Origin of the sequence: Aeromonas sp. R5-1, from assembly GCF_040908265.1 — a bacterium.
Taxonomy (GTDB): Bacteria; Pseudomonadota; Gammaproteobacteria; order Enterobacterales; family Aeromonadaceae; genus Aeromonas; species Aeromonas caviae.
Map to the genome: position 1 here is coordinate 1 of NZ_JBFODJ010000030.1, position 25,686 is coordinate 25,686.

Annotated in this window: 25 protein-coding genes and 5 tRNA genes; 9 read left to right on the forward strand and 21 right to left on the reverse strand. The window is 60.5% G+C overall.

Features of this window, described 5'->3' with window-relative positions; translation table 11 throughout:
- The first annotated feature begins 100 nt into the window (after positions 1-100).
- From AB5Y64_RS03830 to AB5Y64_RS03850, 5 genes are all read left to right on the forward strand, one after another.
- A tRNA-Gln gene (locus tag AB5Y64_RS03830) sits at positions 101-175 on the forward strand.
- A gap of 39 nt (positions 176-214) precedes the next feature.
- A tRNA-Met gene (locus AB5Y64_RS03835) sits at positions 215-291 on the forward strand.
- Between the two features lie 46 nt (positions 292-337).
- Positions 338-412 (forward strand) — tRNA-Gln (locus AB5Y64_RS03840).
- Positions 413-448: 36 nt separating this feature from the next.
- Positions 449-525: transfer RNA gene (locus AB5Y64_RS03845), tRNA-Met, on the forward strand.
- 8 nt (positions 526-533) lie between these two features.
- Positions 534-617, forward strand: a tRNA-Leu gene (locus AB5Y64_RS03850).
- A gap of 244 nt (positions 618-861) precedes the next feature.
- Here AB5Y64_RS03850 and AB5Y64_RS03855 read toward each other — a convergent pair.
- Positions 862-2,694, reverse strand: a complete 1,833-nt coding sequence (locus AB5Y64_RS03855) for an SLC13 family permease (RefSeq protein WP_029314126.1) — start codon at positions 2,692-2,694, stop codon at positions 862-864.
- A gap of 270 nt (positions 2,695-2,964) precedes the next feature.
- On the opposite strand from AB5Y64_RS03855, the gene yqfB reads away from it, so the two are divergent.
- The 3 genes from yqfB (at position 2,965) to AB5Y64_RS03870 (ending at position 4,752) form a co-directional block, all read left to right on the forward strand.
- Positions 2,965-3,297, forward strand: a complete 333-nt coding sequence (gene yqfB, locus AB5Y64_RS03860; RefSeq protein WP_010673841.1) for a N(4)-acetylcytidine aminohydrolase — start codon at positions 2,965-2,967, stop codon at positions 3,295-3,297.
- 87 nt (positions 3,298-3,384) lie between these two features.
- Positions 3,385-4,305 carry an alpha/beta hydrolase gene (locus AB5Y64_RS03865; RefSeq protein WP_103243568.1) on the forward strand — a complete coding sequence of 307 codons (921 nt, stop codon included), beginning with the start codon at positions 3,385-3,387 and terminating at the stop codon, positions 4,303-4,305.
- A 60-nt stretch (positions 4,306-4,365) separates the two neighbouring features.
- On the forward strand, positions 4,366-4,752 hold the full coding sequence (locus AB5Y64_RS03870) for a DUF1622 domain-containing protein (RefSeq protein WP_010673839.1): 387 nt from the start codon (positions 4,366-4,368) through the stop codon (positions 4,750-4,752).
- A 104-nt stretch (positions 4,753-4,856) separates the two neighbouring features.
- Here AB5Y64_RS03870 and AB5Y64_RS03875 read toward each other — a convergent pair whose 3' ends face one another.
- The gene (locus AB5Y64_RS03875) at positions 4,857-6,221 is read right to left on the reverse strand and encodes an MDR family MFS transporter (RefSeq protein ID WP_103243569.1); all 1,365 of its coding nucleotides are present in this window, start codon (positions 6,219-6,221) and stop codon (positions 4,857-4,859) included.
- Positions 6,222-6,385: 164 nt separating this feature from the next.
- Between AB5Y64_RS03875 and AB5Y64_RS03880 the strand changes: the two genes are divergently transcribed.
- The gene (locus AB5Y64_RS03880; RefSeq protein ID WP_103243570.1) at positions 6,386-7,012 is read left to right on the forward strand and encodes an HAD family phosphatase; all 627 of its coding nucleotides are present in this window, start codon (positions 6,386-6,388) and stop codon (positions 7,010-7,012) included.
- A 39-nt stretch (positions 7,013-7,051) separates the two neighbouring features.
- Here AB5Y64_RS03880 and AB5Y64_RS03885 read toward each other — a convergent pair whose 3' ends face one another.
- The 19 genes from AB5Y64_RS03885 to tapM all read right to left on the reverse strand — a co-directional run bounded on the left by AB5Y64_RS03885 (position 7,052) and on the right by tapM (position 25,559).
- The gene (locus AB5Y64_RS03885; RefSeq protein ID WP_048207156.1) at positions 7,052-7,303 is read right to left on the reverse strand and encodes a hypothetical protein; all 252 of its coding nucleotides are present in this window, start codon (positions 7,301-7,303) and stop codon (positions 7,052-7,054) included.
- A gap of 179 nt (positions 7,304-7,482) precedes the next feature.
- A complete protein-coding gene (locus tag AB5Y64_RS03890) occupies positions 7,483-8,280 on the reverse strand; it encodes a DUF1338 domain-containing protein (RefSeq protein ID WP_103243571.1) in 798 nt (265 codons plus the stop codon).
- Positions 8,281-8,349: 69 nt separating this feature from the next.
- Positions 8,350-9,819, reverse strand: a complete 1,470-nt coding sequence (gene astD, locus AB5Y64_RS03895; protein ID WP_103243572.1) for a succinylglutamate-semialdehyde dehydrogenase — start codon at positions 9,817-9,819, stop codon at positions 8,350-8,352.
- A 67-nt stretch (positions 9,820-9,886) separates the two neighbouring features.
- The gene (astA, locus tag AB5Y64_RS03900) at positions 9,887-10,906 is read right to left on the reverse strand and encodes an arginine N-succinyltransferase (RefSeq protein WP_119196903.1); all 1,020 of its coding nucleotides are present in this window, start codon (positions 10,904-10,906) and stop codon (positions 9,887-9,889) included.
- A gap of 75 nt (positions 10,907-10,981) precedes the next feature.
- Entirely contained in the window at positions 10,982-12,199 is a 1,218-nt protein-coding gene (locus AB5Y64_RS03905; protein ID WP_039039586.1) for an aspartate aminotransferase family protein, read from the reverse strand.
- A 278-nt stretch (positions 12,200-12,477) separates the two neighbouring features.
- Positions 12,478-13,059 carry an aminodeoxychorismate synthase component II gene (locus AB5Y64_RS03910; protein WP_041215622.1) on the reverse strand — a complete coding sequence of 194 codons (582 nt, stop codon included), beginning with the start codon at positions 13,057-13,059 and terminating at the stop codon, positions 12,478-12,480.
- Between the two features lie 321 nt (positions 13,060-13,380).
- Positions 13,381-13,596 carry a hypothetical protein gene (locus tag AB5Y64_RS03915; RefSeq protein WP_010673831.1) on the reverse strand — a complete coding sequence of 72 codons (216 nt, stop codon included), beginning with the start codon at positions 13,594-13,596 and terminating at the stop codon, positions 13,381-13,383.
- Positions 13,597-13,715: 119 nt separating this feature from the next.
- Positions 13,716-14,720 carry a tryptophan--tRNA ligase gene (gene trpS / locus AB5Y64_RS03920; RefSeq protein WP_010673830.1) on the reverse strand — a complete coding sequence of 335 codons (1,005 nt, stop codon included), beginning with the start codon at positions 14,718-14,720 and terminating at the stop codon, positions 13,716-13,718.
- Between the two features lie 39 nt (positions 14,721-14,759).
- On the reverse strand, positions 14,760-15,425 hold the full coding sequence (locus tag AB5Y64_RS03925; protein ID WP_128271845.1) for a phosphoglycolate phosphatase: 666 nt from the start codon (positions 15,423-15,425) through the stop codon (positions 14,760-14,762).
- A complete protein-coding gene (gene rpe / locus AB5Y64_RS03930; RefSeq protein ID WP_368203305.1) occupies positions 15,412-16,086 on the reverse strand; it encodes a ribulose-phosphate 3-epimerase in 675 nt (224 codons plus the stop codon). The genes AB5Y64_RS03925 and rpe overlap by 14 nt, the downstream gene beginning before the upstream one ends.
- 190 nt (positions 16,087-16,276) lie before the next feature.
- A complete protein-coding gene (locus AB5Y64_RS03935) occupies positions 16,277-17,149 on the reverse strand; it encodes a Dam family site-specific DNA-(adenine-N6)-methyltransferase (RefSeq protein ID WP_053288713.1) in 873 nt (290 codons plus the stop codon).
- Between the two features lie 70 nt (positions 17,150-17,219).
- Complete coding sequence (locus AB5Y64_RS03940) at positions 17,220-18,776, reverse strand: SPOR domain-containing protein (protein ID WP_323938495.1); 1,557 nt, start codon at positions 18,774-18,776, stop codon at positions 17,220-17,222.
- Positions 18,766-19,848 (reverse strand): 3-dehydroquinate synthase, encoded by a 1,083-nt coding sequence (gene aroB, locus AB5Y64_RS03945; protein ID WP_103243575.1) that lies wholly within the window; start codon positions 19,846-19,848, stop codon positions 18,766-18,768. Before aroB ends, AB5Y64_RS03940 begins: the two co-directional genes overlap by 11 nt.
- Before the next feature lie 17 nt (positions 19,849-19,865).
- Positions 19,866-20,384, reverse strand: coding sequence for a shikimate kinase AroK (gene aroK, locus AB5Y64_RS03950; RefSeq protein ID WP_010673824.1), 519 nt, complete (start codon positions 20,382-20,384; stop codon positions 19,866-19,868).
- 191 nt (positions 20,385-20,575) lie between these two features.
- Positions 20,576-22,801 (reverse strand): type IV pilus secretin PilQ family protein, encoded by a 2,226-nt coding sequence (locus AB5Y64_RS03955; protein ID WP_279968707.1) that lies wholly within the window; start codon positions 22,799-22,801, stop codon positions 20,576-20,578.
- Between the two features lie 16 nt (positions 22,802-22,817).
- Entirely contained in the window at positions 22,818-23,345 is a 528-nt protein-coding gene (locus AB5Y64_RS03960) for a pilus assembly protein PilP (RefSeq protein ID WP_039039609.1), read from the reverse strand.
- A 2-nt stretch (positions 23,346-23,347) separates the two neighbouring features.
- Positions 23,348-23,944, reverse strand: coding sequence for a PilO family type IV pilus biogenesis protein TapO (gene tapO / locus AB5Y64_RS03965; protein WP_041212566.1), 597 nt, complete (start codon positions 23,942-23,944; stop codon positions 23,348-23,350).
- On the reverse strand, positions 23,941-24,510 hold the full coding sequence (tapN, locus tag AB5Y64_RS03970; RefSeq protein WP_039039579.1) for a PilN family type IV pilus biogenesis protein TapN: 570 nt from the start codon (positions 24,508-24,510) through the stop codon (positions 23,941-23,943). Before tapN ends, tapO begins: the two co-directional genes overlap by 4 nt.
- The gene (gene tapM / locus AB5Y64_RS03975; RefSeq protein ID WP_319900198.1) at positions 24,498-25,559 is read right to left on the reverse strand and encodes a PilM family type IVa pilus assembly protein TapM; all 1,062 of its coding nucleotides are present in this window, start codon (positions 25,557-25,559) and stop codon (positions 24,498-24,500) included. Before tapM ends, tapN begins: the two co-directional genes overlap by 13 nt.
- Positions 25,560-25,686 lie beyond the last annotated feature (127 nt).

Consider the following 25,686-nt stretch of genomic DNA (forward strand, 5'->3'; position numbering starts at 1 on the left):
GTAAGGCAGCGGGTTTTGATCTCGCCATCCCTAGGTTCGAATCCTAGTACCCCAGCCATTTTTTGAATGATGTTTGATGGTCTCTGTCAGGCATCGCTGTTGGGGTATCGCCAAGCGGTAAGGCAGCGGGTTTTGATCTCGCCATCCCTAGGTTCGAATCCTAGTACCCCAGCCATTTTTCTGTTCTCTTCCACGTTTGTGGTTGACAACAAACGGCTATGTAGCTCAGTTGGTTAGAGCATCGCACTCATAATGCGGGGGTCACAGGTTCGAATCCCGTCATAGCCACCATGTTTGAAAAACGTTCCTTCAATCATCCGATTGCAAAGAACACTGTTGGGGCATCGCCAAGCGGTAAGGCAGCGGGTTTTGATCTCGCCATACCTAGGTTCGAATCCTAGTGCCCCAGCCATTTTTGCTTGTATTCGACGCAAGTCGTGCACAAGACGGCTATGTAGCTCAGTTGGTTAGAGCATCGCACTCATAATGCGGGGGTCACAGGTTCGAATCCCGTCATAGCCACCATTATTCTTGCGGAAGTGGCGAAATTGGTAGACGCACCAGATTTAGGTTCTGGCGCCCTAGGCGTGAGAGTTCGAGTCTCTCCTTCCGCACCATCGAAAGCAGTACCAAACAGACCAGCTCAGGCTGGTTTTTTTGTATCCGGCGTTTGCCGCTCTTCTTCCCCTCTCCACGCCATCGCACGCCTGCAACGCCACCTCATGTCTCAACGGCTGAGCCTTGTGCTCTCCTCTGCGACGGCGCTATGTCCTGCTCCGGCGTGATGCCGCCCTTTTCATCTCGCAGAGCGCTGCGGGCAATAAAAAGGCGGCCCGCAGGCCGCCATATCGTTTGCTGTCCTCAGAACGGGAAGAACCAGGGGATGGCGATGACGCTGACCACCATCACCAGCAAGGTGAAGGGCACGCCGATGCGCACGAAATCCATGAACTTGTAGTTGCCCGGGCCCAGCACCAGGGTGTTGACCGGCGACGAGACCGGCGTCATGAAGGCTGCCGAGGCGGCGATGGCGATGGTCATGGCAAAGGGATAAGGCGAGACCCCCATCTGATGGGCCGTCCCCAGCGCGATGGGCGCCATCAGCACCGCCGTCGCCGTGTTGGAGATGAAGAGCCCGATGACGGCACAGAGCGCGAAGAGGCTGGCCAGCATCACCCTGGGGCCCATCTCCCCCACTGCCGAGATGAGCGCGCCGACGATGAGATCCACCCCGCCGGTCTGCTGCAATGCAAGGGCAAAGGGCAACATGCCCACGATGAGGATCAAGGTCGGCCAGTGGATGGACTTGTAGGCACTCTCCAGATCGATGCAGCGGAACTTGCCCATCAGCAGGCAGGCGATGAGCGCCGCGATGACGTTGGGCACGGGATCCGTCACCATCAGCACTATCATGACCCCGAGGGCAATCAGGGCGTGGATGGCCTGGCTGCGGGCCGGCGCCATCTCGTCCACTTCCGCAGGCAGGCCCAGCAGCAGAAAATCGCGATGATGGGTCTGCAACTGACGAATGAGGCTCCAGTTCCCCACCACCAGCAGGGTATCCCCCATCTGCAGCGCCTCGTCCACCAGCTTGCCGGTCAGCGCCTCTCCATCCCGGCGGATCCCCACCACACTCAGACCGTAACGGGAACGGAAGGTCACCTCGCGGATGCTCTTGCCGAGCAGCCGGGAGCCGGGGATGAGGGAGACCTCCGCCATGCCCACCTCCCGCGCCTGATCGGAGAAATACTCCCCGCGCAATATCATGGGCTCGAGCCGCGCCTCGCTGCAAAACTCCCGCACATCCACCTCGGGATCCGACATGTCGATGAGCAGCACGTCCTTGGCCTGGAACTCGGTCACCCCGGTGACACTGACCATCACCCGCCTGAACTTGCGCCAGCGCTCCATCCCGATGACGTTGGCCCCGAAGCGGGCACGCAATTGCAGCTCGTCCAGGGTCTGGCCGATCAGGGGGGAGTCGGGCCGGATCGCCAGTCGGCGTGCTCGCCCGGCCAGCCGGTAGTCACGGATGAGATCTCGCATGGTGCTGCGTCCCATCTGCTTGCCCTTGCCCTCTTCCCCTTCACGCACCAGACGGTTGCGCATCAGCAGCATGTAGAGGATCCCCATCCCCAGAATGATGACACCCATGGGAGTGAAGCCGAAGAAGCCGAACCCCTGGATGTCGTGGCGCATCAGTTCACTGTTCACCACCATGTTGGGAGGGGTTGCCACCAGCGTTATCATGCCGCTGATAAGGCCGGCAAAGCCGAGCGGCATCATCAGTCTGCCCGCCGGGATCCCCATCCGGTTCGCCACGCTCAGCACCACGGGGATGAAGATGGCCACCACCCCGGTCGAACTCATCACGGCCCCCAGGGTCGCCACCGCCACCATCAGCAGCACCAGCATGCGGGTTTCGCTGCTGCCGGCCACCTTCACCAGGGCATCTCCCACCTGATAGGCGATGCCGGTACGCACCAGCCCCTCCCCCACCACGAACAGGGCGGCAATCAGAATGACGTTGGGATCGCTGAATCCTGCCAGCGCCTGCGGCAGGGTCAGGGTGCCGCTCAACACGAACAGGATGATGATCAACAAGGCGACCACGTCCATGCGTACCTTGTTGGTAATAAACAGGAGAATGGCACCCACCAGCATGCTGAGCACCCAGATCAACTCGGAATTCACACTTGCTCCTTTTGTTCAACGTCAACCACGGCCGGCCCCGGACGCCATCAGACCACAGAGCCCGTCCCCTTGATTTGTTACATATCAAGAAAGAGGAGGCCGCATCATCTCACATCCAGGTTCAGTTGCGGCCATTTTACCGGTCCGTGAACGCAGTCGGTCGCCCTTCACATGTCGGGGTAAAAAGTGCTGCACGCTCCCCCCGCCCCTCCTAAAATGGGCCCGCCGCGGCCTGAGCCGCCCTCTCACCCCTTGCCCTTCGGAGACGACATGGCCCAGCACACCCCGGCCTACCCGGCATTCACCTTCTTCAGCCGCTTTGTCGCCGACATCCAGGCTGGCCGAAAGACCATCACCATCCGCGACGAGAGCGAGGCAAACTGGCAGCCCGGCCAGCGCCTGGCCCTGTTCACCAACCCGGAACACCAGCCTTTTGGCACCATTGAAGTCATCTCGGTCAAGGCGGTCGCCTTCGAGGCGCTGAGCGACGAGCACGCCCGTCAGGAGAACATGACCCTCCCCGAGCTTAAAGATGTGATCCGCGATATCTACCCCGCACTGCCGCCCCTCTATGTGATTGAATTCGTGCTGATTGAAGCCTGATTTTGTGAGCTGCCTCAGCTAACGCCGGTTGCGCTCACGGGCCAAAAGCGCACAATAACTGTTTTTATATACAGTCATTGGTGTCTTATGGAAAAACAACTCGAACCGGCCATCGCAGCCATGGTGGCAGACTTCATCGCCGCAGGTCGTCCCAAGGCGAGCCAGCTGAGCTGGCAGGCGCGCCGTGACGGCTACCTTGCCTCTGCCTTGTTGGGCGGTGAGCGGGAAGAGGTGGGCGCCATCGAAGAGTGGCAGGCCGATCACCACGCCATCCGCTGCTATCGGCCCGCAGACAAACCGGACCCCGCGTATCCGGTGCTGATCTATTTTCACGGCGGCTGTTTTGTCAGCGGGGATTTCGAGACCCACGATCGCCAGATGCGGATGCTGTGCAACCGGGCCAGCGCCCTGATCTTCGCCGTACACACCCGCCTCGCCCCGGAACACACCTATCCTGCGGCTCACGACGATGCGCTGGCCGCCGCGCGGGCCATCATGGCCGAGGTGGAGAAATGGCATGGAGATCCGGCACGTCTCGCCATTGCCGGCGACAGCGCAGGGGGTCATCTCGCCCTGGTCACCACCTTGCGGCTCAAGGCTGCCAGCGCCCCCTTGCCCAAGGCCCTGCTGCTTCTCTATCCCATGCTGGATGCCCTCTGCGAGAGCCAAAGCTACCGCGATCTCGGTGACGACTACCTCATCACCCGGGACATGCTCGCAAGCGGTTTTCACGCCTACCTGGGCAGCCAGCCCCCCTGCCATCCCGAAGCCAGCCCGCTCCACCATCCCGCCCTGTCAGGATTGCCGCCGACCCATATCGTCACGGCGGAATATGATCCGCTGCGCGACGAAGGGGAAGCCCTGTATGGCAAGCTGGTGCAGGCTGGCGTCGATGCCACTTGCCAGCGGCAGCATGGCGTCATTCATGGCTACTTCCAACTGGCGGCCATCAGCCCTGCCGCTCGTCAGCTCATCGACCAGATAGCCATGATGCTCAGAAGACTCTGAGTTGGAACCGGCCCCCAAGCCGTGTTAAAAGTGTCTCTTTTGAATCATGGAGGTAACCGAGTGTTCGAGATAGCGAGCCTGAAAGAGGGCATGATGCACGGGGTGGAGCTGTTCCAGCTGCTGCTGGAGATCATCTCCATCGCCTGCGTGGTCATCGGCCTTGGCAAGACCCTCTGGCTGGCGGCCAGAGTGCGGGATCACGAGCCCGGCTTTCCCCGTATCCGCCTCTGCTTCGGCAGCTGGCTCATCCTGGCGCTGGAGTTCCAGCTCGCCGCCGACATCCTGGCCACCACAGTGGCACCGAGCAAGGAGGAGCTGGTGCGCCTCGCCATCATCGCGGTCATCCGCACCTTCCTGAACTACTTCCTCGGCAAGGAACTCGATGCCCAGGCCGAGCGCCAGCAACCCGAGCCTGTCAGGTCACCTTCCCGCCCCGACGCCCGATGAGCGGGCTGAGTGGCACAAGGCCCCGACACGGAAGGAAAGGCACCAGCCTGATCCCATGAAGAGGGCTCCCCGCGGGGAGCCCTCTTTGTATCCGATAGCAACTATCAGACGTGCTTGCTGGCCAGCTCGTGGCGCTTCAATGCCAGCAAGGTGACCAGCAGGGCGGCGGTGGCGATCAGCGCCATGCCGATATAGGTGGCGCTGAAACCGGGTGCCAGTTCGGCCGGGCTCAGGCTGACCAGATTGGGGCTGCTGCCTGCTGGCAGGGCGGCATGGAACAACACGGCGCAGATGGCGACACCGACCGCCCCACCCAGCTCCCGGCAGAAGTTGAACAGGGACATGCCGATACCGCGATCTTCCCGCGGCAGGGCATTTTGCACCACCACCGACAGCGCCGGCAGCACCAGACCCAGCCCCAATCCGGCAAACCCCAGTCCCACTCTGGCCCAGACGTCGAAGTGGATCTGCCACAGGGCCAGCGCTGCCAGGGCAAAACCTGCCACCACGAAACGCTTGTAGTGACCGGTGCGACCGATGAGCTTGCCGCCGACGAAGGCCCCTGCCGTGATGCAGACCATGAAGATCACCATGATCCCGCCACTGTCACTGGCACTCATCCCCTTTTGCCACTGCATCTGCAACGGCAGGTAGACCAGCACGGCAAACATCAGCAGCTGCGAGGCCAGCGCCAGCAGCACGCTCACCAGATAACCCGGCAGGCGCACCAGGTGGGCCGGCAGTATGGGGTCGTGGGCCCGCCGCTCCACCAGGATCAGCAGCAACAAGGCCGCCCCCAGCGCAGCCGCGAGCCAGACGGCGGGCAAGGCCGCCTCCGGCGAGAGCAGCAACAGGGTGAGGGTGGTGACCGTAATCAGCAGTGCCGCTCCCTTCCAGTCGAAGCGGCTGTAGCGGCGCACATTGAGGTGACCCAGATTGCGGTTCACCAGCCAGAGGGCGATAGCGCCGAGCGGCAGATTGATCCAGAAGATCCAGCGCCAGCTGAGCTGCTCGGTAAAATAGCCACCGAGCAGCGGGCCTGCGATGCTGGAGACCGCATAGACCGCCGAGATATACCCCTGATACTTGCCCACCTCCCGTGGCGGAATACAGTCGGCGATCACGGTAAAGGCGAGTGCGATCAGCCCCCCGCCCCCCAACCCTTGCAGCACGCGGGCGGCCAGCAGGGTTGGCAGATCCTGGGCCAGGGCGCAGGCCACGGATCCCGCCAGAAACAGGCCGATACCGATGTTGAGCATGCGTACCCGGCCGAACATGTCGCTCAACTTGCCATAGATGGGCAGGGCCGCAGTGGCCGCCAGCAGATAGGCGGTCACGACCCAGGTGAGGGCGGCACCGGCGTTCAGCTCAACCCCTATGATGGGCAAGGGCGTGGTGACGATGCTCTTTTCCAGTGAGCCCAGGGCGATCACCAGGGCCACGCTCGAGAAGACGGTTTTGGGGGACATAGGCAGGCTCGCTCATGTGAGATATCGGCACAGGGGGTACAAGGCACATTATTGTCTCATAAATCATTAGCCGATGGTCAAAACCACTGCCAACCATGATGAAGGTCGCGACATCTGCGAGCCGGATCTGCTAGGGTGAGTCTTTGCCGAAGAGGACGCCCCCCATGCCCCAGTCATCCCCCTGCGATCATCACCAGAGTGAACAGCCCCGATTCGACGAGTACGACGCCCTGATCTTCGACATGGATGGCACCCTGGTGGACTCCATGCCTCTGCACCTGGATGCCTGGGAAATCACCAGTGCCGAGTTCGGCCTGCCGTTTGATCGGGCACAGCTCAACGAGTACGGCGGCATCCCCACCCGCAAGATAGTGACCATGCTGGCAGAGCAGCACGGGATGACCATCGACGTGGAAGCCTTTGCCCGGCGCAAGGTGGCCCTCTACCTGGCACGGATCGACGACGTCCGGGTGTTTCCCGCCATGTGGGAGCTGGTCAGGCAGTACCACGACAAGGTGCCCATGGGCATAGGTACCGGCTCAACCCGGGAACATGCGGCGCACATCCTGCGTCAGACCGGGCTCGATGCCTTCATCTCCGTGCTGGTGAGTGCCGATGATGTGGTCAATCACAAGCCCCACCCGGACACCTTCCTGAAAGTGGCCGAGCAGCTCGGCGCCAACCCGGCCAACTGCCTGGTGTTTGAAGACACCCGGATAGGCATTCAGGCGGGCAAGGCCGCCGGCATGACCACCTTGCTGGCCACCGAAGGGGCACTGCAACGGGTGTGAGCGGTGCGGGCCCATCCTAACCGACTGGCCCGCACCAGTTTACTCGGCCTCATTCTCCCCCTGCTTCCCACCTGCCGGTGCCGGGCCGTCCGGCCGCTCAAATCCCAGATCTGACATGCAGTTGTCAAATTCCGACTCCCCCGGTTTGCCATGCTCCTTGCAACTCTCAAACGCCGCTTTCATCTCGGCCGACAGCTCGCGCGGAGGCTTGGGTGGGGTACGGCTGCCCTGATCGCCCGCTGCGGCGGTCAGAGTAGTGAGGGAAAACAGCAAAGGCAGAACAATCTTCATGGCATGACTCCAAAACGGGTGGCATACACCGGCACGGTGCGGCGATGGCCCACGGCAGCGGGCGGTATCATGCTAGCGAATCGCCGCGAACTGATGGGTTAAGGGGAGGTAAAGAGGTGTCAGGTCGGCGTAAATCTATAAAAAACGCCCCAGACGGGGCGTTGTTTTCATGGCGGCCATTACATGGCGTTGGTGGATTCGAAGATCTTGTCGGCCGACGCTTCGACGAAGCCAGGGTAGAGCACGCCATCGGCCTGCGGGTAGCGCAGGGCAAACTCGTAAAAGCAGCTCGGGATGGTGCGCACGCCGTCGCTGAAGGGCACCTCGGCCTTGTCTGCCATGGTGGAGGATTGCTCCAGCATCACCTCGGGATCGCCCTTCACCTCGCCGCCAACGGTGTTGAGCACGAAGCCTGCCGCCTTGAGCGCCGCATTCACCTGCTGGATGGTGTCGAAGTCCTTCAGGCGGTTGATGTTGACGGTGAAGTGGTTGGCACGATAACCCCAGGCGGCCATCCAGGCGGCATACTCGCTCTCTGCCAGCAGGGTCTGGTAGTCGGTGTGGGAGACCTGCCAGGGCGCGCCGGCGTAGAGGAAAGCCGGGGGGTCGGTGAGGTGATCGGGTACCTGATCCACCAGCTTGTGGATGATGGCCTGGGCACCTTCGGAGAGCTCTTCCACCTTCAGCTCGCTGATGAACACCTTGGGCGCATCAGGATCTTTATGCTCGAAGTGTTTGGCATAGAGCTTCTTGGCCTTGAACACATACTCGCCCTTCTCTTCGTACCCCAGGGTACGGAAATGGGCCGCCAGTTTCTCGAGACCGAGCTTGGGCAGGTTGTAGGTCCGAAACGCCACGTGATCGTTGATGATGGGGGCACCGCCGCCCAGCAGTTGATGAACCTTGTGAGCACTGGGGGTGACCTGAATGTAGTTGTCCCACAGATGGCCAAACAGGGTGTCGATATCCTTTTGCATCTCTCTTTCCTTTGATTGCGGGTACAGACAGGGGCACCTGTTCAGTGCCCCTCTTTTATTTTCTTGTTATCAGAAGGTCAGACCGGGAGACAGCTGATCCGGCATAGCAGCCTTGCTGTCTTCGACGGAGGCGACCGGGTAAGCACAGTAGTCGGCGGCGTAGTAGGCGCTCGCTCTGTGATTGCCGGAGGCACCGATGCCGCCGAAGGGGGCGGCACTGGAAGCACCGGTAATGGGCTTGTTCCAGTTGACGATACCGGCACGGATGCGCTTGAAGAAGTGGTTCCAGTCCGCTTCATTGTCACCGAGCAGGCCTGCCGAGAGACCGAAACTGGTGGCGTTCGCCTTCTCGATGGCCGCATCGAAGTCGTCGTAGCGAATGAGCTGCAGCAGCGGGCCGAAGTACTCTTCATCCGGCAGCGCGCTGACCGCAGTCACGTCTATGATGCCCGGGGAGACAAAGCCGGTGCCCGCTTCCAGGTGCTTGAGGGCAAGCAGGCTTTCACCACCGAGGCGCTGCAGGTTGGCTTGCGCCTCGACCATGCCGAGTGCGGCCTTCTCGCTGATCATGGCGCCCATGAACGGCTGCTCGGCGGCGTCATAGAGGCCGACCTTGATCTGGCCGACCACCTCCACCAGGCGCTTGACCAGGGCATCGCCCCGTTCGCCGCGCTCGACAAACAGACGGCGCGAGCAGGTGCAGCGCTGGCCGGAGGTAATGAAGGCGGACTGCACGATGGCATGGACGGCGCCGTCGATGTCGCTCACATCTTTCACGATCAGCGGGTTGTTGCCACCCATCTCCAGTGCCAGGATCTTGCCCGGCTGGCCGGCAAACTGCTGATGCAGGAAGTGGCCGGTACGGGAGGAGCCGGTGAAGAAGAGGCCGTCGATGTCCGGGTTGCCGGCCAGCGCCTTGCCGGTGTCGACCTCCCCCTGCACCAGGTTGAGCACCCCCTTGGGCAGCCCCGCCTCCTGCCACACCTTGACCATGGCTTCAGCCACCATGGGAGTCAGCTCGGAAGGCTTGAACACGACCGCATTGCCGGCGATGAGCGCTGGCACAATGTGGCCGTTGGGCAGGTGGCCCGGGAAGTTGTAGGGGCCGAACACGGCCACGACGCCATGGGGCTTGTGGCGCACGAACGCCTTGGCGCCCGGCATGGGGTTTTCCACCGTGCCGGTACGCTCGTCATGGGCCCGGATGGAGATGGCAATCTTGCCCTGCATGGCCGCCACTTCAGTGCGGGTCTCCCACAGGGGCTTGCCAGTTTCACGGGCGATGGTCAGGGCCAGCGCCTCCTTGTGCTCGCCGAGCAGGTCGGCATAGCGGCGCACGATGGCAAGGCGCTCTTCAAGGGCCAGATCGGACCAATGGTAGAAGGCCGTGCGGGCCGCCTTGACGGCCGCATCCACCTGGGACTGGCTTGCCGCCTCACCCCGCCAGATCACCTCGTTTTTGGCCGGGTCGATGGATTCGAACGGCTTGCCTTCACCGGCCAGCCACTGGCCATCGATAAACTGGACTAAAGACATCATCAATTCACTCCCTGTGGGTACGCAGGCCGCCTCGGCAGCCTGTCTCAATGCTGTGCTGCGGGGTGGGTCAATCCAGATCGACGACGCGCACCATGTCGCCATTTTCCACCTTGAGGGCGGCCGCCATCTTGGGCGGAATGATGGCTTCGTGCTTGTCCAGATCGACCCGGATGTTGCCGTAACAGGCGCGGTATTGCTCGAACCTGGTGTTGCAGATGAGGTAGGTATGGCCGCCGATGGGCTCACCCACCAGCACCGCCAGCTTCTGGCTGCGGCGCACGCTGCGAATGTTCTTCACCTCGCATTCGACGGTGGGGCCGGCGTCGAAGATGTCGACATAACCGCGATTCACGAACCCCTCATCCTGCAGCATCTTGATGGCCGGACGGGTCTTTTCATGGGTCTGGCCGATGACGGCGCGCGCCTCGTTGCTCAGCAGGTTCACGTAAATGGGGTACTTGGGCATCAGTTCGGCGATGAAGCGCTTCTTGCCGATGCCGGTCAGATAGTCGACGGTGGGGAAATCCATCGAGAAGAAATGCTTTTGCAGCCACTCGTAGAAGGGGCTGTGACCGTTGCCATCGGAGACGCCACGCATCTCGGCAAAGACGGTACTGTCAAACAGCTCGGGGTGCTCGGCCATGAACAGGAAACGGTGCTTGGAAAGCAGGCGGCCATTGAGCCCCTCGCGGGCACATTCACGCAGGAACAGGGTGCAGAGCTCGGAATTGCCGGTGTAGTCGTTGGAGAGGGTGAGCGTCTCCACCACGTTGTAGATGCCGAGCTTGGGTGACGAGTGCACCACCTTGCCGATGTGATAGTTGTAGAACGGTTGGGACAGGCCGACGGCGGCGTCGATGGCGCAGGTGCCGACCATCTCGCCCGTTTCCAGATCCTCGGCCACGAAGAAGTAGAGACAGTCTCCCTTGCCGGCCGGTTTGTCCAGGAAGGTCTGGGTCGAGGCATCGATCTTGCGTTGCAGCAACTCATCGTTGACCGGCAGTGAAGTCATGCCGGTGCCGGATTCGATGGCACAGGTTTTGAGGCCGGCGAAGTCGCGCTGCTCGATAGGACGGATAACCAACATAAATGACAACTCCCTTTCATTGACGACAGGTGGGGTCCCGGCTCCTGCCGGGAGGGCTCCCCACCTCAATTTGGATCAGGCGTTGACCACCTGAGCGACCGCTTTCTCGAACCGTGCCAGCCCTTCCTTGATGTCTGCTTCCGGGATCACCAGGGAGGGGGCAAAACGCACCACGTTGGTACCGGCGACCAGCGCCATCAGGCCCTGATCGATGGAGGCGAGCAGGAAGTCGCGAGAGCGGCCCTTGAAGTCATCGTTGAGCACGGCGCCCAGCAGCAGGCCCTTGCCGCGCACTTCGCTGAAGCAGTGGTACTTGGCGTTGATGGCTTCCAGCCCTTCGCGGAACAGCTGCTCGCGCTGCTTGATGCCGCTCAGCACTGCCGGGGTGTTGACCACGTCGATCACCGCCTCGGCCACGGCACACGCCAGCGGGTTGCCGCCGTAGGTGGAGCCGTGAGTGCCCACTTTCAGGTGGGAGGCGATCTCGGTGGTGGTCAGCATGGCCCCGATGGGGAAGCCGCCGCCCAGCGCCTTGGCGCTGGTGAGGATGTCCGGGGTGATGCCCAGACCCATATAGGCAAACAGCTCGCCGGTACGACCGACACCGGATTGCACCTCGTCATAAACCAGCAGGGCGTTGTGCTTGTCGCACAACTCGCGCACCCCCTTGGCAAACTCGTCGGTGGGGCTGATGATGCCACCCTCGCCCTGCAGCGGCTCCATCACCACGGCGCAGGTGTTGTCGGAGATGACGGCAGCCAGCTCCTCCAGGTTGTTGTAGGCGACGTGGGTGATGTCGGCAGGCTTGGGACCGAAGCCATCGGAGTAGGCAGCCTGGCCGCCGACGCTGACGGTAAAGAAGGTACGGCCGTGGAAGCCCTGGTGGAAGGCGATGATCTGGGTCTTGTGGGCCCCGAACTTCTCGATGGCGTAGCGGCGGGCCAGCTTGAGGGCCGCTTCGTTCGCTTCGGCACCGGAGTTGCAGAAATAGACCTTCTCGGCGAAGGTGGCGGCGACCAGTTTCTTGGCCAGGCGCAGGGCCGGCTCGTTGGTCATCACGTTGGAGAGGTGCCACAGCTTCTCACCCTGGGATTTCAGGGCCTCGACCAGTTTGGGATGGCAATGGCCCAGGCCATTGACCGCGATCCCGCCCGCGAAATCCACATACTCGCGGCCTTCCTGATCCCAGACACGTGACCCCTCGCCGCGCACCGGGATGATTTTGGCCGGCGCATAGTTGGGAACCATCACTTCATCAAACACTTCACGTGTCACTGCCAACAACTCTGACATATTGCTCTCCTGCTATCTCGCGGCAGAATAATCCACCGCCCAAAAGTTAAATCCGTGTAAACGTGGCGGAATTATCACAGAAAAAAAGTAAAAAGTCTGTAACTTAACCGCCTATAAGGAACAATGTTCGATTGCCTTTGAGATTTTAGGCAACCGCATTGCATAACGGCTCAGGGGGTGTTGGCAAGAGATAATTTGGACAGGGAGGAGGGTGAATAAAGTCTCAGGGAAATTTTTTTTTGCCTCATGACGGTTTTGAGACAGACATCGCAATTTTTTCAGGAAACGGCCAAAAAGTTGGCCAGCAACTGGTGCCCCTGTTCGCTCAGAATACTCTCCGGATGGAACTGCACTCCCTCCAGCGCCAGCGTTTTATGCCGCAGCCCCATGATCTCGTCCTGGCTGCCGTCGGCATGTTCGCTCCAGGCGGTGACCTCGAAACAGTCGGGGAGCGACGCCGCCTCCACCACCAGAGAATGATAGCGGGTCACCCGCAGCGGGTTGTTGAGCCCCTTGAACACCCCCTCCCCTTTGTGACGGATGAGAGATGTCTTGCCGTGCATCACCTGACGGGCACGCACCACCCGGGCACCAAAGGCCTGTGCCAGGGACTGATGGCCGAGACAGACGCCGAGGATGGGGATCTCGCCGGCAAAACGGGAGATGGCGGCCAAAGAGATGCCCGCCTCGTTTGGCGTGCAGGGGCCGGGAGAGATCACCAGATGGCGGGGGGCAAGCCGGGCTATCTCCTCCAGGCTCAGCTCATCGTTGCGCCTGACCACCACCTCTTGCCCCAGAGCGCCGAAGTATTGCACCAGGTTCCAGGTAAAAGAGTCGTAGTTGTCGATGAGTAGCAGCATGCAAACACCCTGGGAATAAGACAGAGACGGTGATCGGACAGCCCGTTACGAGCGCGGGCAGACAAACGCCGCGCATTCTGGCATGTCTCATTGCGTTAATAAACCGGCGATCACCTCACCTGCTGTGCAGTCTGTCCGCTCTTCAATGGCGATCCGGGCCTGTCGACCCCACCCGGCGGTGGGCCTGTCCCCGATCGGGCAGCATCAGCCGCTCCATGTCAGGATGGCAAGGTAAAAGAGACGGGAGGCGACCGGGAAAAGGGCACAGGTCGTGACAGGCAGATGGGAAGGAGTCACCTTGGCAAGGGCTGACAACGGACCTCAGCGGTCCAGATAACGGCCCTGTTCCAGTTCCCGTTCCCGCTGGCACTCGGCCAGATAGATGGCAGCCGCGATGGCCGGGGTCTTGTGGTGCTTGTCGATGGCGTTGGAGACCATCAACTGCAAGGTATTGAGGCTCTTGGCCTTGCGAAACTTGCGCAGCCAGTGACCCTTGTCACCCAACTCTTCACTCAGGGTTTGTGATTCGACAGACATGCTTTCTCTTGGGGCAAAGCCCGTGTTTGACATTGGGGAGGTTGCGACAAACCGGAAGGTGTAAAACAAAGAAAGCCAGGCATCCACCCAGCTCTCTTCTACTACACCTTCCCAGTATGTCAGGCTCGAGGAACGAAGCCGACGACATCATATACGCTGATCAGGGTTTTTTCAGCCCTTTCACGCGCCTTTTGTGCGCCAGCCGCCAAAATGGCCTGCAGATGGGCCTCATCCTGACGCAGCTCGCGGAAGCGCGCCTGGATGGGTTCCAGCAAGGCGACCACGGCATCGGCCGTTTCACTCTTGAGGTGGCCGTACATCTTGCCTTCGAAGTGCTGCTCCAACTCCGGGATGGAGCGGCCGGTCACACCGGACATCAGGGTCAGCAGATTGGAAACCCCCGGCTTGTTTTCGGGATCGAAACGCACCACGGCCGGTTCGTCGGAGTCGGTCATCGCCCGCTTGATCTTCTTGACGATCTGCTTGGGATCTTCCAGCAAGCCGATGAAGTTGGCCTCGTTGTCGTCGGACTTGGACATCTTCTTGGTCGGGTCCTGCAGGCTCATCACCCGGGCCCCTTCGGTCGGAATGAAAGGTTCCGGCAGGGTGAAGACTTCGCCATAGAGGTTGTTGAAGCGGGTGCAGATGTCGCGGGTCAGCTCCAGATGCTGCTTCTGGTCATTGCCAACCGGCACCTGATTGGCCTGATAAAGCAGAATGTCGGCTGCCATCAGCACCGGATAACCGAACAGACCGACGTTGACGTTGTTCTCGAAACGGGCGGACTTGTCCTTGAACTGGGTCATACGCGACAGCTCGCCCATCTGGGTGTAGCAGTTCAGGATCCAGCCGAGCTCGGCGTGCTGGGGCACGTGGGACTGGATGAAGACGGTGCTCTTGGCCGGGTCGATGCCCACCGCCAGATAAAGGGCGGCTGCGTCGAGGCACGCCTTGCGCAAGGCGGCCGGATCCTGGCGGGTGGTGATGGCGTGCAGATCGACGATGCAATAGAGGCAGTCGAAGTCATCCTGCATGCTGACCCACTGACGCAGGGCTCCCATGTAGTTGCCGATGGTCAGCTGGCCCGAGGGTTGGGCACCGCTCAATACGATTGGTTTAGTCATCAGAGTAGTAATCCTTGTTATCCGCCAGCCCGGTCGGGATCAGACCAGCAGGGCGTCGAGTTCGGCAAACTGCTCGCAAACCCAGTCGGGGCGCGAGTCTGCGATAGGGCGGCCATAGTTGTAGCCATAGGTGAGCCCCACCACCTTCATGCCGGCGGCCTGGGCGGCCAGTACGTCATTTTCGGAATCCCCCACCATCAGGGTGCGGGACGGGCTGACACCCAGCTCGTGGCAGGCGTGCAACAGCGGCTCCGGGCTCGGTTTCTTGACGGGTACGCAGTTGCCCCCGAGCCAGAGTGCGAAACAGTCGCTGATGCCGAGGGCCTCCAGAATGGGCTGCACGAAGTGACTCGGTTTGTTGGTCACCACGGCCTGCTGGTAACCCAGCCCCTGCAGACGGCGCAGGCTCCGGGCCACTCCGTCATACATGGCCAGGCCTTCCAGCAGACAGGCCTGATAGTGACGGTCGAACAGGGGGCGGGCCTTGGCAAACTGCTCCGGGGCGTCGCGGTAATCGAGAGCCCGCTGGATCAGCTTGTCGGCACCGTTGCCGACCCAGGTACGCACCACGGCCTCGTCGGCCTCGGCCAACCCCAGCTCCGCCAGGGTACGGTTGACCGCCAGCGCCAGTTGCGGGGCGCTGTCAATCAGGGTGCCATCCAGATCGAATAGCACCAGGTCAAAGGGGCGATCAGTGACGGACATGGGCAAGCTCCGCGCGCATCTGGTCGATCACCGCCTTGTAATCCGGCTTGCCGAAGATGGCAGAGCCCGCCACGAACATGTCGGCACCCGCCTCGGCAATCTCGCGAATGTTGTCGACCTTGACCCCGCCATCGATTTCCAGGCGAATGTCGCGGCCACTCTCGTCGATCAGGCGGCGCACCTGGCGCAGCTTGTCGAGGGTGCCGGGGATGAAGCTCTGACCGCCAAAGCCCGGGTTGACAGACATCAGCAGGATCACGTCCAGCTTGTCCATCACGTACTCCAGGCAGCTGAGCGGGGTCGCGGGGTTCAGCACCAGACCGGCCTGGCAACCCTGCTCCTTGATGAGGCCCAGGGTGCGATCCACGTGATCGGAGGCTTCCGGGTGGAAGGTGATCAGGCTGGCACCGGCCTTGGCAAAATCAGGCACGATGCGATCCACCGGCTTGACCATCAGGTGCACGTCGATGAGCGCTTCGATACCGTAATCGCGCAGCGCCTGACAGACCATGGGGCCTATGGTCAGGTTGGGGACATAATGGTTGTCCATCACATCGAAATGGACCACGTCGGCCCCGGCGGCCAGCACCTTGGCCACATCCTCACCCAGACGGGCAAAGTCGGCGGAGAGGATAGAGGGGGCAATCAGAAAGTCTTTCATCAGCGTCATCCATTGGCAGCGTGGCAGAAAAAACGGCGCAATTTTATCGCAAAAGGGCGATGAAAACGACCCGCATCTACAGAACACGCCGCTCCAGCACCATCGCCGGCAAACGATGCCAGGCGCGGCTCACGGAATGCCAGAGGCAGCATCAGAAATGACAACGGCCCCCTCAGGGACCGTTGTTCACTCAGCCGACGGCAACCAGCTCCGCCTCACCGGGATAATAGCCCTGTTCCGGCTCGATGCCGGGCGGATAGAGCGCCAGCAGCTCAGCCACCTTGTTGCGACTACCGCCGTTGCGGCTGATGGTACGCTTGACCAGGATTTCGTCGAGCCGGGCGCCACGATAGAGCTCGCGGGTCAACTCGATGTCATGGTTGCTGATGAGCACGGGCACCCCTTTATGGGCGGCGGTGTGGCGAGCCAGCCTGGCCAGCAGCGCCTGATCGTCCAGGGTGAAACCGCCCGCCGAATAGGTGGTGAAACTCGCCGTGGTGGAGAGGGGGGCATAGGGCGGATCGCAGTAGATCACCCAGTCTTCCTCTGCACGGGCCATGGCGTCGGCATAGCTTTCACAGATGAACGTCGCCTTCTGCGCCTTCTCGGCAAAGGCCCACAGCTCTTTCTCCGGGAAGTAGGGTTTCTTGTAGGAACCGAAGGGAACGTTGAACCCCCCCTTCTTGTTGTAACGGCACAAGCCGTTGAAACCATGGCGATTCAAAAACAGGAACAACTGAGCCCGTTCAAACCCGGCCGCGGTCTGGTTGAACTGGGTACGGAGCCGATAATAGGCGGTCTTGTGGTTGTGCTCGGCCACGAACAGCTTGCGGGCCTCGCTGATGAAGCTGTCCGGCTGCTGCTTGAGGTGGTTGTAGAGGCCAATGAGATCCGGATTGATGTCGTTGAGCACATAGGCGTCGTAATCCGTGTTGAGAAACACGGATCCCGCCCCGACGAAGGGCTCCAGCAACACACGCCCGGCCGGCAAACGCTCGGCGATCTCTTCGACCAGGGAGTATTTTCCCCCGGCCCATTTTAAAAACGCGCGTGTTTTTTTCATGGAAGTCCGGTGTTGACAAGGCTATGCCCAAAAAAGGGGGGTGATTCTACCCCCTTCTTCGGGTGGCTGGCTATTGCTTCAATTCTTTTTGTATCTGGGCGAATGACTTGGGCCAGGGTTGTCCCTTGAGCAAGGCAGGCGACAGCTTGCGAATGGCCGCCTTGGCCTGGGCACTGCTGGCGTAGTCTCCCTGCACCACCACATACCAGGGACTGCCACGGAAACGGGTCTTGTAGACCCACACCTTGCCCGCCAAGCCATGCTCGGCCACAAAGCTGTCTACCGCCTTGGTGTTGCTCGCCCCCATCAACTGGATGCTGTAGTGATTCTTCGGCTTCTTGTTGAGAGTCGCCACCGGCGTCAATGCCACCTTGGCCGCTGGGGCCGCGACCGGCGCTGTCTGCGCGCCACTGGCCGGTTGAGCCTCTGTCCGGGCGGGGACACTGTTCAGGGCCGGATTCTTGACCTGGGCCGTCGTTCCGGTCGGGACCGCACGGGAACCGCTCCCCACCAGCTCATCCACCACGGCCGTGGGCAAGGCGCCGCTGACGTTCGGCTGGTTCATCAATTTCTCGACCACTTCGTCGGAGATGACGACCCGGCGCCCCTCATAGTTGGTTGACTCCGTGGTGACCGTCTCGCTCTCGACCTTCTTGGGCAAGGGCTTGGCATCGGACTGCCAATCGCGGGCAACCTGATTCCCTGACGGGATGGCAGTGGCGCCACTGCTCGTCTGAGTACTCAAGGCCCCGCTCGCCGCACCGACGTTCACAGGATCGCTTGAGACGGGATCGGGCAACGCCGTCCCCTGGGACGGTGCCTGGGCGGGGTCCTGGCCTGCATTGTCGAACAGGGGCAGATAGCTCAGGGCCAGCAACCCGCCCGCCACCAGGGCAAGCACGATCGCTATCTTCTTGACGGGCAACTCGGCCTGACGTTTCTTGGGCCTTCTGTCGGTCATGGTATCCTCCAGTAACTGCATGATGGCTGACGGATGTCCGCCCGCCCCATTCAGGATCTCTTCCACTTTCGGCTTGGGCAAGAGGGCTGTCGGGATCTTGAGCTCTTTGGCCTTCTCATACAAGAAGATACGTTGCTCAGGAGCGCTCAGTGGCGCGACTTCCAGCTCGAGGGCTGGCATGGCTCGTCCCTTGAGGAGCGCCTTCTGGTTGCGACACCAGGCGTCATCACCCGAGAGCAGGATGGCCAGTTTATGAGGAGATGCCAGGGTATCGTTGTGACGACAGAGCGCCCACAACTCCCCCACCAGCTCGGCAGGCAAGGTATCGGCACGTTCGATGATGAGCAGCAGTCTGGCAGGCTTGTCACCCACCATGCGAAAGAAGCTGTCCGCCAGGGCATCCTGCGCGTTGAACAGGGGACGAGCCACCACCTGCTGCAACAGCAACTGGCGCACATCCGCCATCTTCATGGACGGGCTGCCGATGAGGCTGGCCACCCGCACCGCATCGGGCAGTTGGGCAAGCAGCGACTCGCACAGTGTGCCACGGCCACTGCCTGGCTTGCCGGAGAGAAAAACAAAGGGGTGGTTGAACTCGATCAGGTGCAGCAGCCGGTCAACCAACTGCCGCTGAGAAGGCAGTTTGAGCAATTTATTAGTGGTCACGACCAGACTCGATCACCGCCATCAATTGCTCGTCTGTCACATCGGCCACGACCTGGGCCTGTCCGATCCCGATCGGCAGCACCAGCCTCAGTTTGCCTTCCAGCACCTTCTTGTCACGGCGCATATGGCGAATGAAGGCGGCAAAATCCATATCGTACGGTGCCTTGACCGGCAAATCGGCGGCCAACAGCAGATCGCGGACTCGTGCCACCTCTTGCGCCGTCATGTCGCCACGGGCCAGGGCCGTCTCGGCCGCCAGCATGGTTCCCGCCGCCACGGCTTCACCGTGCAGCCAGTTGCCATAACCCTTCTCCGCCTCGATGGCATGGCCGAAGGTATGTCCCAGGTTCAGCAAGGCGCGCACGCCGTGCTCGGTCTCGTCCTGACCGACCACATCGGCCTTGATCTCGCAGCAGCGGCGAATGGCATAGGAGAGTGCATCACCGTCGAGGCGCTGCAGGCGGGTCATGTTGGTTTCAAGCCAGGAGAAGAAGGCGGCATCCCAGATGATGCCGTATTTGATCACCTCGGCCATGCCGGCGGCAAATTCCCGGGCAGGCAGGGTCTTGAGGCAGTCGGTATCGATGATCACATGCTTGGGCTGATAGAAGGCACCCACCATGTTCTTGCCGAGGGGATGGTTGACGGCGGTCTTGCCGCCGACGGAAGAGTCAACCTGGGAGAGCAGCGTGGTAGGCACCTGAATAAACGGAATGCCTCGCTGGTAGCTTGCCGCAGCAAAGCCGACAACATCGCCTATCACACCGCCCCCCAGAGCGATCAGAGTGGTATCACGACCATGGCTGGTTTCCAGCAGAGCAGACATGATCCGCTCGAAGGTCGCCAGGGTTTTGTAGGCCTCGCCATCGGGCAGGATCAGGTGTTCCACCTGAAAACCGGACAGCAACTGAATGATCTGTTCAAGATACAGGGGCGCGACCACGGTATTGGTCACTATCATGACCCGCTTGCCCTTGATCGTCTGCGCCAGTACCTCGGGGCGTTGCAGCAGACCGGCAGCTATCTCTATCGGGTAGCTGCGTTCACCCAGTTCGACCTTCAACCTTTCCATGGACGTCCTCTAATGAATTACATACCAATCAACTTGACGATTTGATTAGCGACAACTTTGGCACTCTGGTCATCCGTCTGGATGACAAAATCGGCAACCTCTTCGTACAGGGCGTTGCGCTCTTGCGCAAGACGCTCAAGCACTTCACGGGGCGGCTCTTCGGTTTGCAGCAAGGGACGACGCTTGTCTCTCTGGGTTCGCGCCAATTGCTTTTCAATGGTGGTTTCGAGGTAGACCACGATGCCGCGTGCGGAGAGTTTGTTGCGGGTTTCACGGCTCTTGATGGCACCGCCACCCGTTGCCAGCACGATACCCTGCTGTTCGGCGAGCTCACCGATCACCTTCTCTTCGCGGATCCGGAAGCCTTCTTCGCCTTCAACATCGAACACCCAGCCGATATCGGCACCACTGCGGCGCTCAATCTCATGATCTGAGTCGAAAAACTCCATGTGCAGTTGTTCTGCCAGATGTCTACCTATGGTGCTCTTGCCCGCACCCATGGGACCTATCAGGAAAATATTGCGTTTCTCAGCCATGTCTTTTCGTTAGTAATTACAAACTGTATGGCCCCGGTAAACACTCGACCGGGGTACCTATGAACCTTATCTTGCGTTGGATCAGGAGGGGGATTATCTCAGTAGAAACCAGGACTGGCAACCGCAGCCCTTACGCCCCAGCCTCATCGGGGCGTAAGGTTATATGTGTTTTACTCTCACAAGTAAAGTTTTCAGAGGGCGTCGGTCACTATCCTCGGGGTCACGAAGATCAGCAGTTCACGCTTCTTGTTTTCACTGGTGGTTTTCTTGAACAGATAGCCCAACCCGGGGATATCCCCCAGCAGCGGCACCTTGCTGACATCGCTCTTGATGGTCTGTTGATAGATGCCGCCAAGCACCAGAGTTTCACCGTTGTTGACCAACACCTGGGTGGTGATGGACTGGGCGTTGATGGACACCGCATCCCCGGTTCCGGTCGGCACGGTTTCACCCTTGGTATCCTGAGTCACGGTCAAGTCCAGGATCACCCTGTTGTCCGGGGTGATCTGCGGTGTGACCTTGAGGCTCAGCACCGCCTTCTTGAAGGTGACCGAGGTCGCCCCGCTCGAAGAGGACTCCACATAGGGGATCTCGGTCCCCTGCTCGATCAGGGCCGGCTTCTGGTTGGCCGTGGTGACACGCGGACTGGCGATGATCTCGGCCTTGCTCTCCTTTTCCAGCGCCGAGAGCTCAAGATCCAAAAGGGTGCCATTGGCAAGACGGGCAACCTGGAACGCCAGGGTGCCGGCCGCGTTGGTCACCGGCAGGTTGACGTTGAGTCTGTCTTCTACGTTGGGGCGAGTGATGGTGGAACTGCCATCATTGTTTCCGGCGCCATCATTACCCTCTATGGTGCCCGAGGTGCCGTTGCCATGACCGTCTGTCTTGGTCACACCCCAGCGCACCCCCAGTGCCTCATCGAAACCATCATCAATGGTCACCATGCGCGCCTCGATCACCACCTGCTTGACCGGGATATCGAGGATATCCAGCATCCGCTTGACGTTGCTGATGACATCCGCCGTGTCCTTGACCACCAGCACGTTGGTACGTTCATCCACGCTGACCGCCCCTCTGGGGGAGAGCAGCTTGGTACTCTCGGAGGAGAGCAGGGCCGCCACTTCCGATGCCTTGGCATAGTTGATCTGCAGATACTCGGTGTAGAGGGGTGCGAGATCCGCCACCTGGTTGCGGCTCTCCATCTGCTGTTTCTCGCGAGCGGCAATCTCGTCCGCCGGCGCCACCAGCAGGATGTTGTTGTCCAGCCGTTTGTCCAGCCCTCTGACCTTGAGGATGATGTCCAGCGCCTGCTCCCAGGGCACGCCATCGAGGCGCAGCGTGATGTTGCCGGAGACCGAGTCCGTGGTCACCAGGTTCAGATTGTTGAAATCGGCGATGATCTGCAACACGGTACGAACAGGAATATCCTGGAAGTTCAATGAGATGGGCTTGCCCTGGTACTGCTTCGCCGCCGTGGTGGCCACCCGTTTTTTCACCTCGATGATGAACATCTTGTCGGCCTGATCGTAACGGTAGTCAAACTGGCCGTTCACAGAGAGCTCGAACAGGGTGTCATTGCCCTGGCGGAACACCTCCACCTGGGAGACCGGGGTAGCGAAGTCCTGCACATTGATGAGGTTGAGCTGATCATCAGGCACCCGGGTACCGTGGAACTTGGCCAGCACTTTCTGACCACGGCTGCTGACATCCACCGCCGCCGAACTGTTGTCCAGCGTCACGAGGAACTCCCCCTGCCCCTCCTTGCCACGGCGAAAATCCACGCCCTTGACCGAGTTGAAGTAGGCGCCCCCCATGTTTGCCTGAGACACGGACAACACCGGCTTGCCGGGGGCAACGGGCGAAGGATCCACAGTAGGCGTGGCAGCCACGGCAGGCTGAGCCTGATACTGGGACTGGTTCTGGGCAACTCGCTGGGTGTCAATCAATGCAGACTGAGTCACCGGCTGGCTTCTGACGAGCGCAGACTGGCTGGCTGCAACAGGCGCCGCCGAGGAAGCGACCGGCTGCCCTGCCTTGTCTCCCAGCGCCACCAGCAATTTATTGCCCTGCTGATGGACCTGATAGGGGGTGAGCTGATCGAGGGCGATCTTGATGTCGAGCCCCTGCCCCTTCCCCTCCACCAGGAGGTTGTTCACCCCTTGCTGCTTGATGGGCAGGGGATTGACCGTCAGGGCACCGATGGCCCCGGGTACGTGCAGCAGAAGCTGATTGGGTTCATAGGTCAACCTGTCCGTAAAACCGCTGACCGGTTCGCTGAAGCTGAGCTCCAGCAGGAGTTGATCGGCCAGCAGGGGATTCACCTTGACCTCCTGCAACGCGGGTACTGCCCACACCTGAGTGCATCCGCCCAGCCACAGCAGCGCCACACCGGTCATCCTTCTTATTGTTGTTCTCATCTCTGCTCATCCCTGATCATAGTTTTGCGTCGAGATTGGCCATGGCCAGCTGGGTTTCTCGGGTGACCCAGCATCCTTTGCCATCCGGTACCGTCTCCATCAAGTCAACATGCGTGTTCGTTATCTTGATGACCCTGCCCTGATCCAGCCCCATGTGCTGGTTGAGCCCGACGCGCACGGCTTGCCCGTCCGGGGTTTTGATCAATGCCCACAACTGCCCCTGCTTGCCGATGGAGCCTTTCATGCTCAGGCTGGCAAGCGAGTAGCGTTCCAGCACCTCCTTTTCCCGATTGGCCACTATCTGGGCACAGTCCGGCTTGGCCTTGGCGTCCAGCCTGGAACTGGTTTCCGGCTGGGGTGCAATGAACGGGCTGCGCTGATCGCTGCGTTGATAGACCATGGGAGAGAAGGGCTTTATCTCCGGCAAAGGTTCGATCGGTACCGGCTTTCTGGCCTTGGTCTGTTTGACATATTCATCCATGTCCTCCTGTCCCCCACAGGCCGTCAACAGCAGCGCCGACAAGAGAAGTACGCCCGCTCTCATGCTCATGGCTTTTTCTCCACGGTTTTGCCGTTGTACTTGTAGGTCTTGGCCTGCATGGACATACCGATCAGCTCACCCCCCTTCCCCTGGCTGAGCTGGAAAGAATCCAGGATCACGATGCGGGGCAAAGCAGCCATGTCCGCCGTGAACTTGCCAAGTTCGTGATAGGTGCCCACGACCTCGATGCGCATGGGCAGCTCGGTGGAGAACTCGTGTTTCACCTCTGGCTCCCAGTTGATCCTGTTCAATGTCAAACCGTTGTCGGTGGCAATGAAGCTGATGTCATCCAGCAAACCGGCGACTTCGTGGGTGTTGGGCAGCTGTTTGAGCTGGGTGTCGACCAGATGTTCCAGTTGGACCATCTGCTTTCTGTATGCTTCCAGGTTCGCGGCCAGCATGGCCTTGCTCTCGAATTGTCCCTTGAGCTCAGTCTCTTTTGCGGCTTCCCGACCCAGGGCCGCCAGGGAATTGGCAATCACGTAGTAATAGAGTGCCCCGCCAAGCAGAGCACAGCAGAAGAAGACGAAGATGCCCTTGGCGATCGGCGGCCAGCGGGCAATGTCATTGAGATCCAGGTCGTTGAGTTGTTGCAGGTTCATTTTTGCCCCTTAGCCACGTTGGGTAGCGCCGTGGCAATCTGGAACATCATGGAGAACTGGCTCAGGGCGATGGGGGCCACCTCGGCCGTGAAGATGGTGCTGAGCTGGGATTGTGTCAGCCAGCCGGAACCGTCGATTCGGCGCATCATGCTGGCAACCCTGCCATAGGCTTCGGTCTTTCCCTTCACATCTATCTTGTTGTTTTGCAAGGCAAGGCTATCAAGATACACCCCATTGGGGACCAGCACCGGCAGCTGATTGAACAGACGGACAGGGATGTTGCGGCGCATCTGCAACTGCTCGATGAGTTGCATGCGGTCAATCAACTCCTTGCGCCGCTCCTTGAGAAGCCTGATCTCCCCAAGCTGGGTGTCCAGGGTTGCCATCTCCTGCTGCAGCCGCTGATTGCGCTGCTGCTGGTAACCGATCTGCTGCTGCACCAGCCAGTCTGCGGCAAAGGCGATGGCTGCCGTCCCCGCCAGGAACAGACCGAACAGGATGCCGAATTGTTTCTTCTGACGCTGCGCCCGAGCCTGCCGCCAGGGCAGAAGGTTTATATTTGACATGGTGTGAAGCTCCTCAGTGCCAGCCCGAGCGCCGTCATGTACTTGGCTCCATGAGTCAGCCCCCCCTCTCCCTGCGGCTTGCCAAAGAGTGCAAAGGGATCGGGATGCAGCACCTCGCAGTTGAGCTCGCTGCCGATTTGTCCGGCCAGCCCCGGCAGCAGGCTCCCCCCTCCGGTCAGCACCAGCCTGGAGAGCTCCTTGTTCCCTGAGGAGCTGCAAAACAGCTGCACGTTGCGCCGTATCTGCAACACCAGAGTGCTGAGGTGAGGCAACAGGACATCCACCTCATGATCCGCAGGCAGGGAGCCCTGGAGCTTGGCCAGTTCCGCTTCTTCCATACTCATGCTGTAAAAAGAGGCCAATGCCTGGCTGTATTGATCACCACCAAAATTCTGCAACCGGGAATAGATGACCTGGCCCCGTAGCAGGGCGGCGAAAGTCAGGGCGCTGGCACCGATGTCGACGATGCCAACCGGTTTCTCCGAGGTTTGCAGGTCGGGCAGGCAAGCCAGCACGGCGCGTCCGAGCGCATGGGCCCCCACATCCACCACCATGGTCGTCATGCCTGCCTCCGTCAGGGCACTGACCCGGCCACTGACGCTCTCGGTCCGCGCGGCACTGAGCAGGACCTCCTGACGCCCGTTGTCGCCCGCCATGCCTAGGATTTCAAAATCCAGGCTCACTTCATCAAGGGGAAAGGGGATGAGCTGCTCAGCCTCCAGGTGAACCTGGTTCTCCAGCTCGTTCTCGTTGATGTTGGTATCGATCTGAATGATCTTGGTGATGACGTTGGAACCGGTCACGGCCGTGGCCACGTTCTGGCAATCCCCTTGCACGAGCCGCTTGAGCGACTTGAGGGACTGACTGACCCGTTCAATGTCCTGAAGTTGATAGTCGACCAGCGTTCCTCTTGGCATGGGGATCTCGGCAACCGAACCGAGGTGCACCTTGCCGGGACGTCCGCTGATGGTGACGGCCTTGATGGTTTGACTGCCAAAATCAATGCCCGCCATGGAGACGAGGGATCCCTTACTTAATAGCCCAAACATATACACATCCATGCGTTATTGGGTTTTCGGACTTATACCAATCAGATTAAAGATGTGATCTAATTGCTCTATTCTGGTTTCACTGTACTCAGTATGTCCGATCCAATCGATTTCTTGGCCCTCGCCA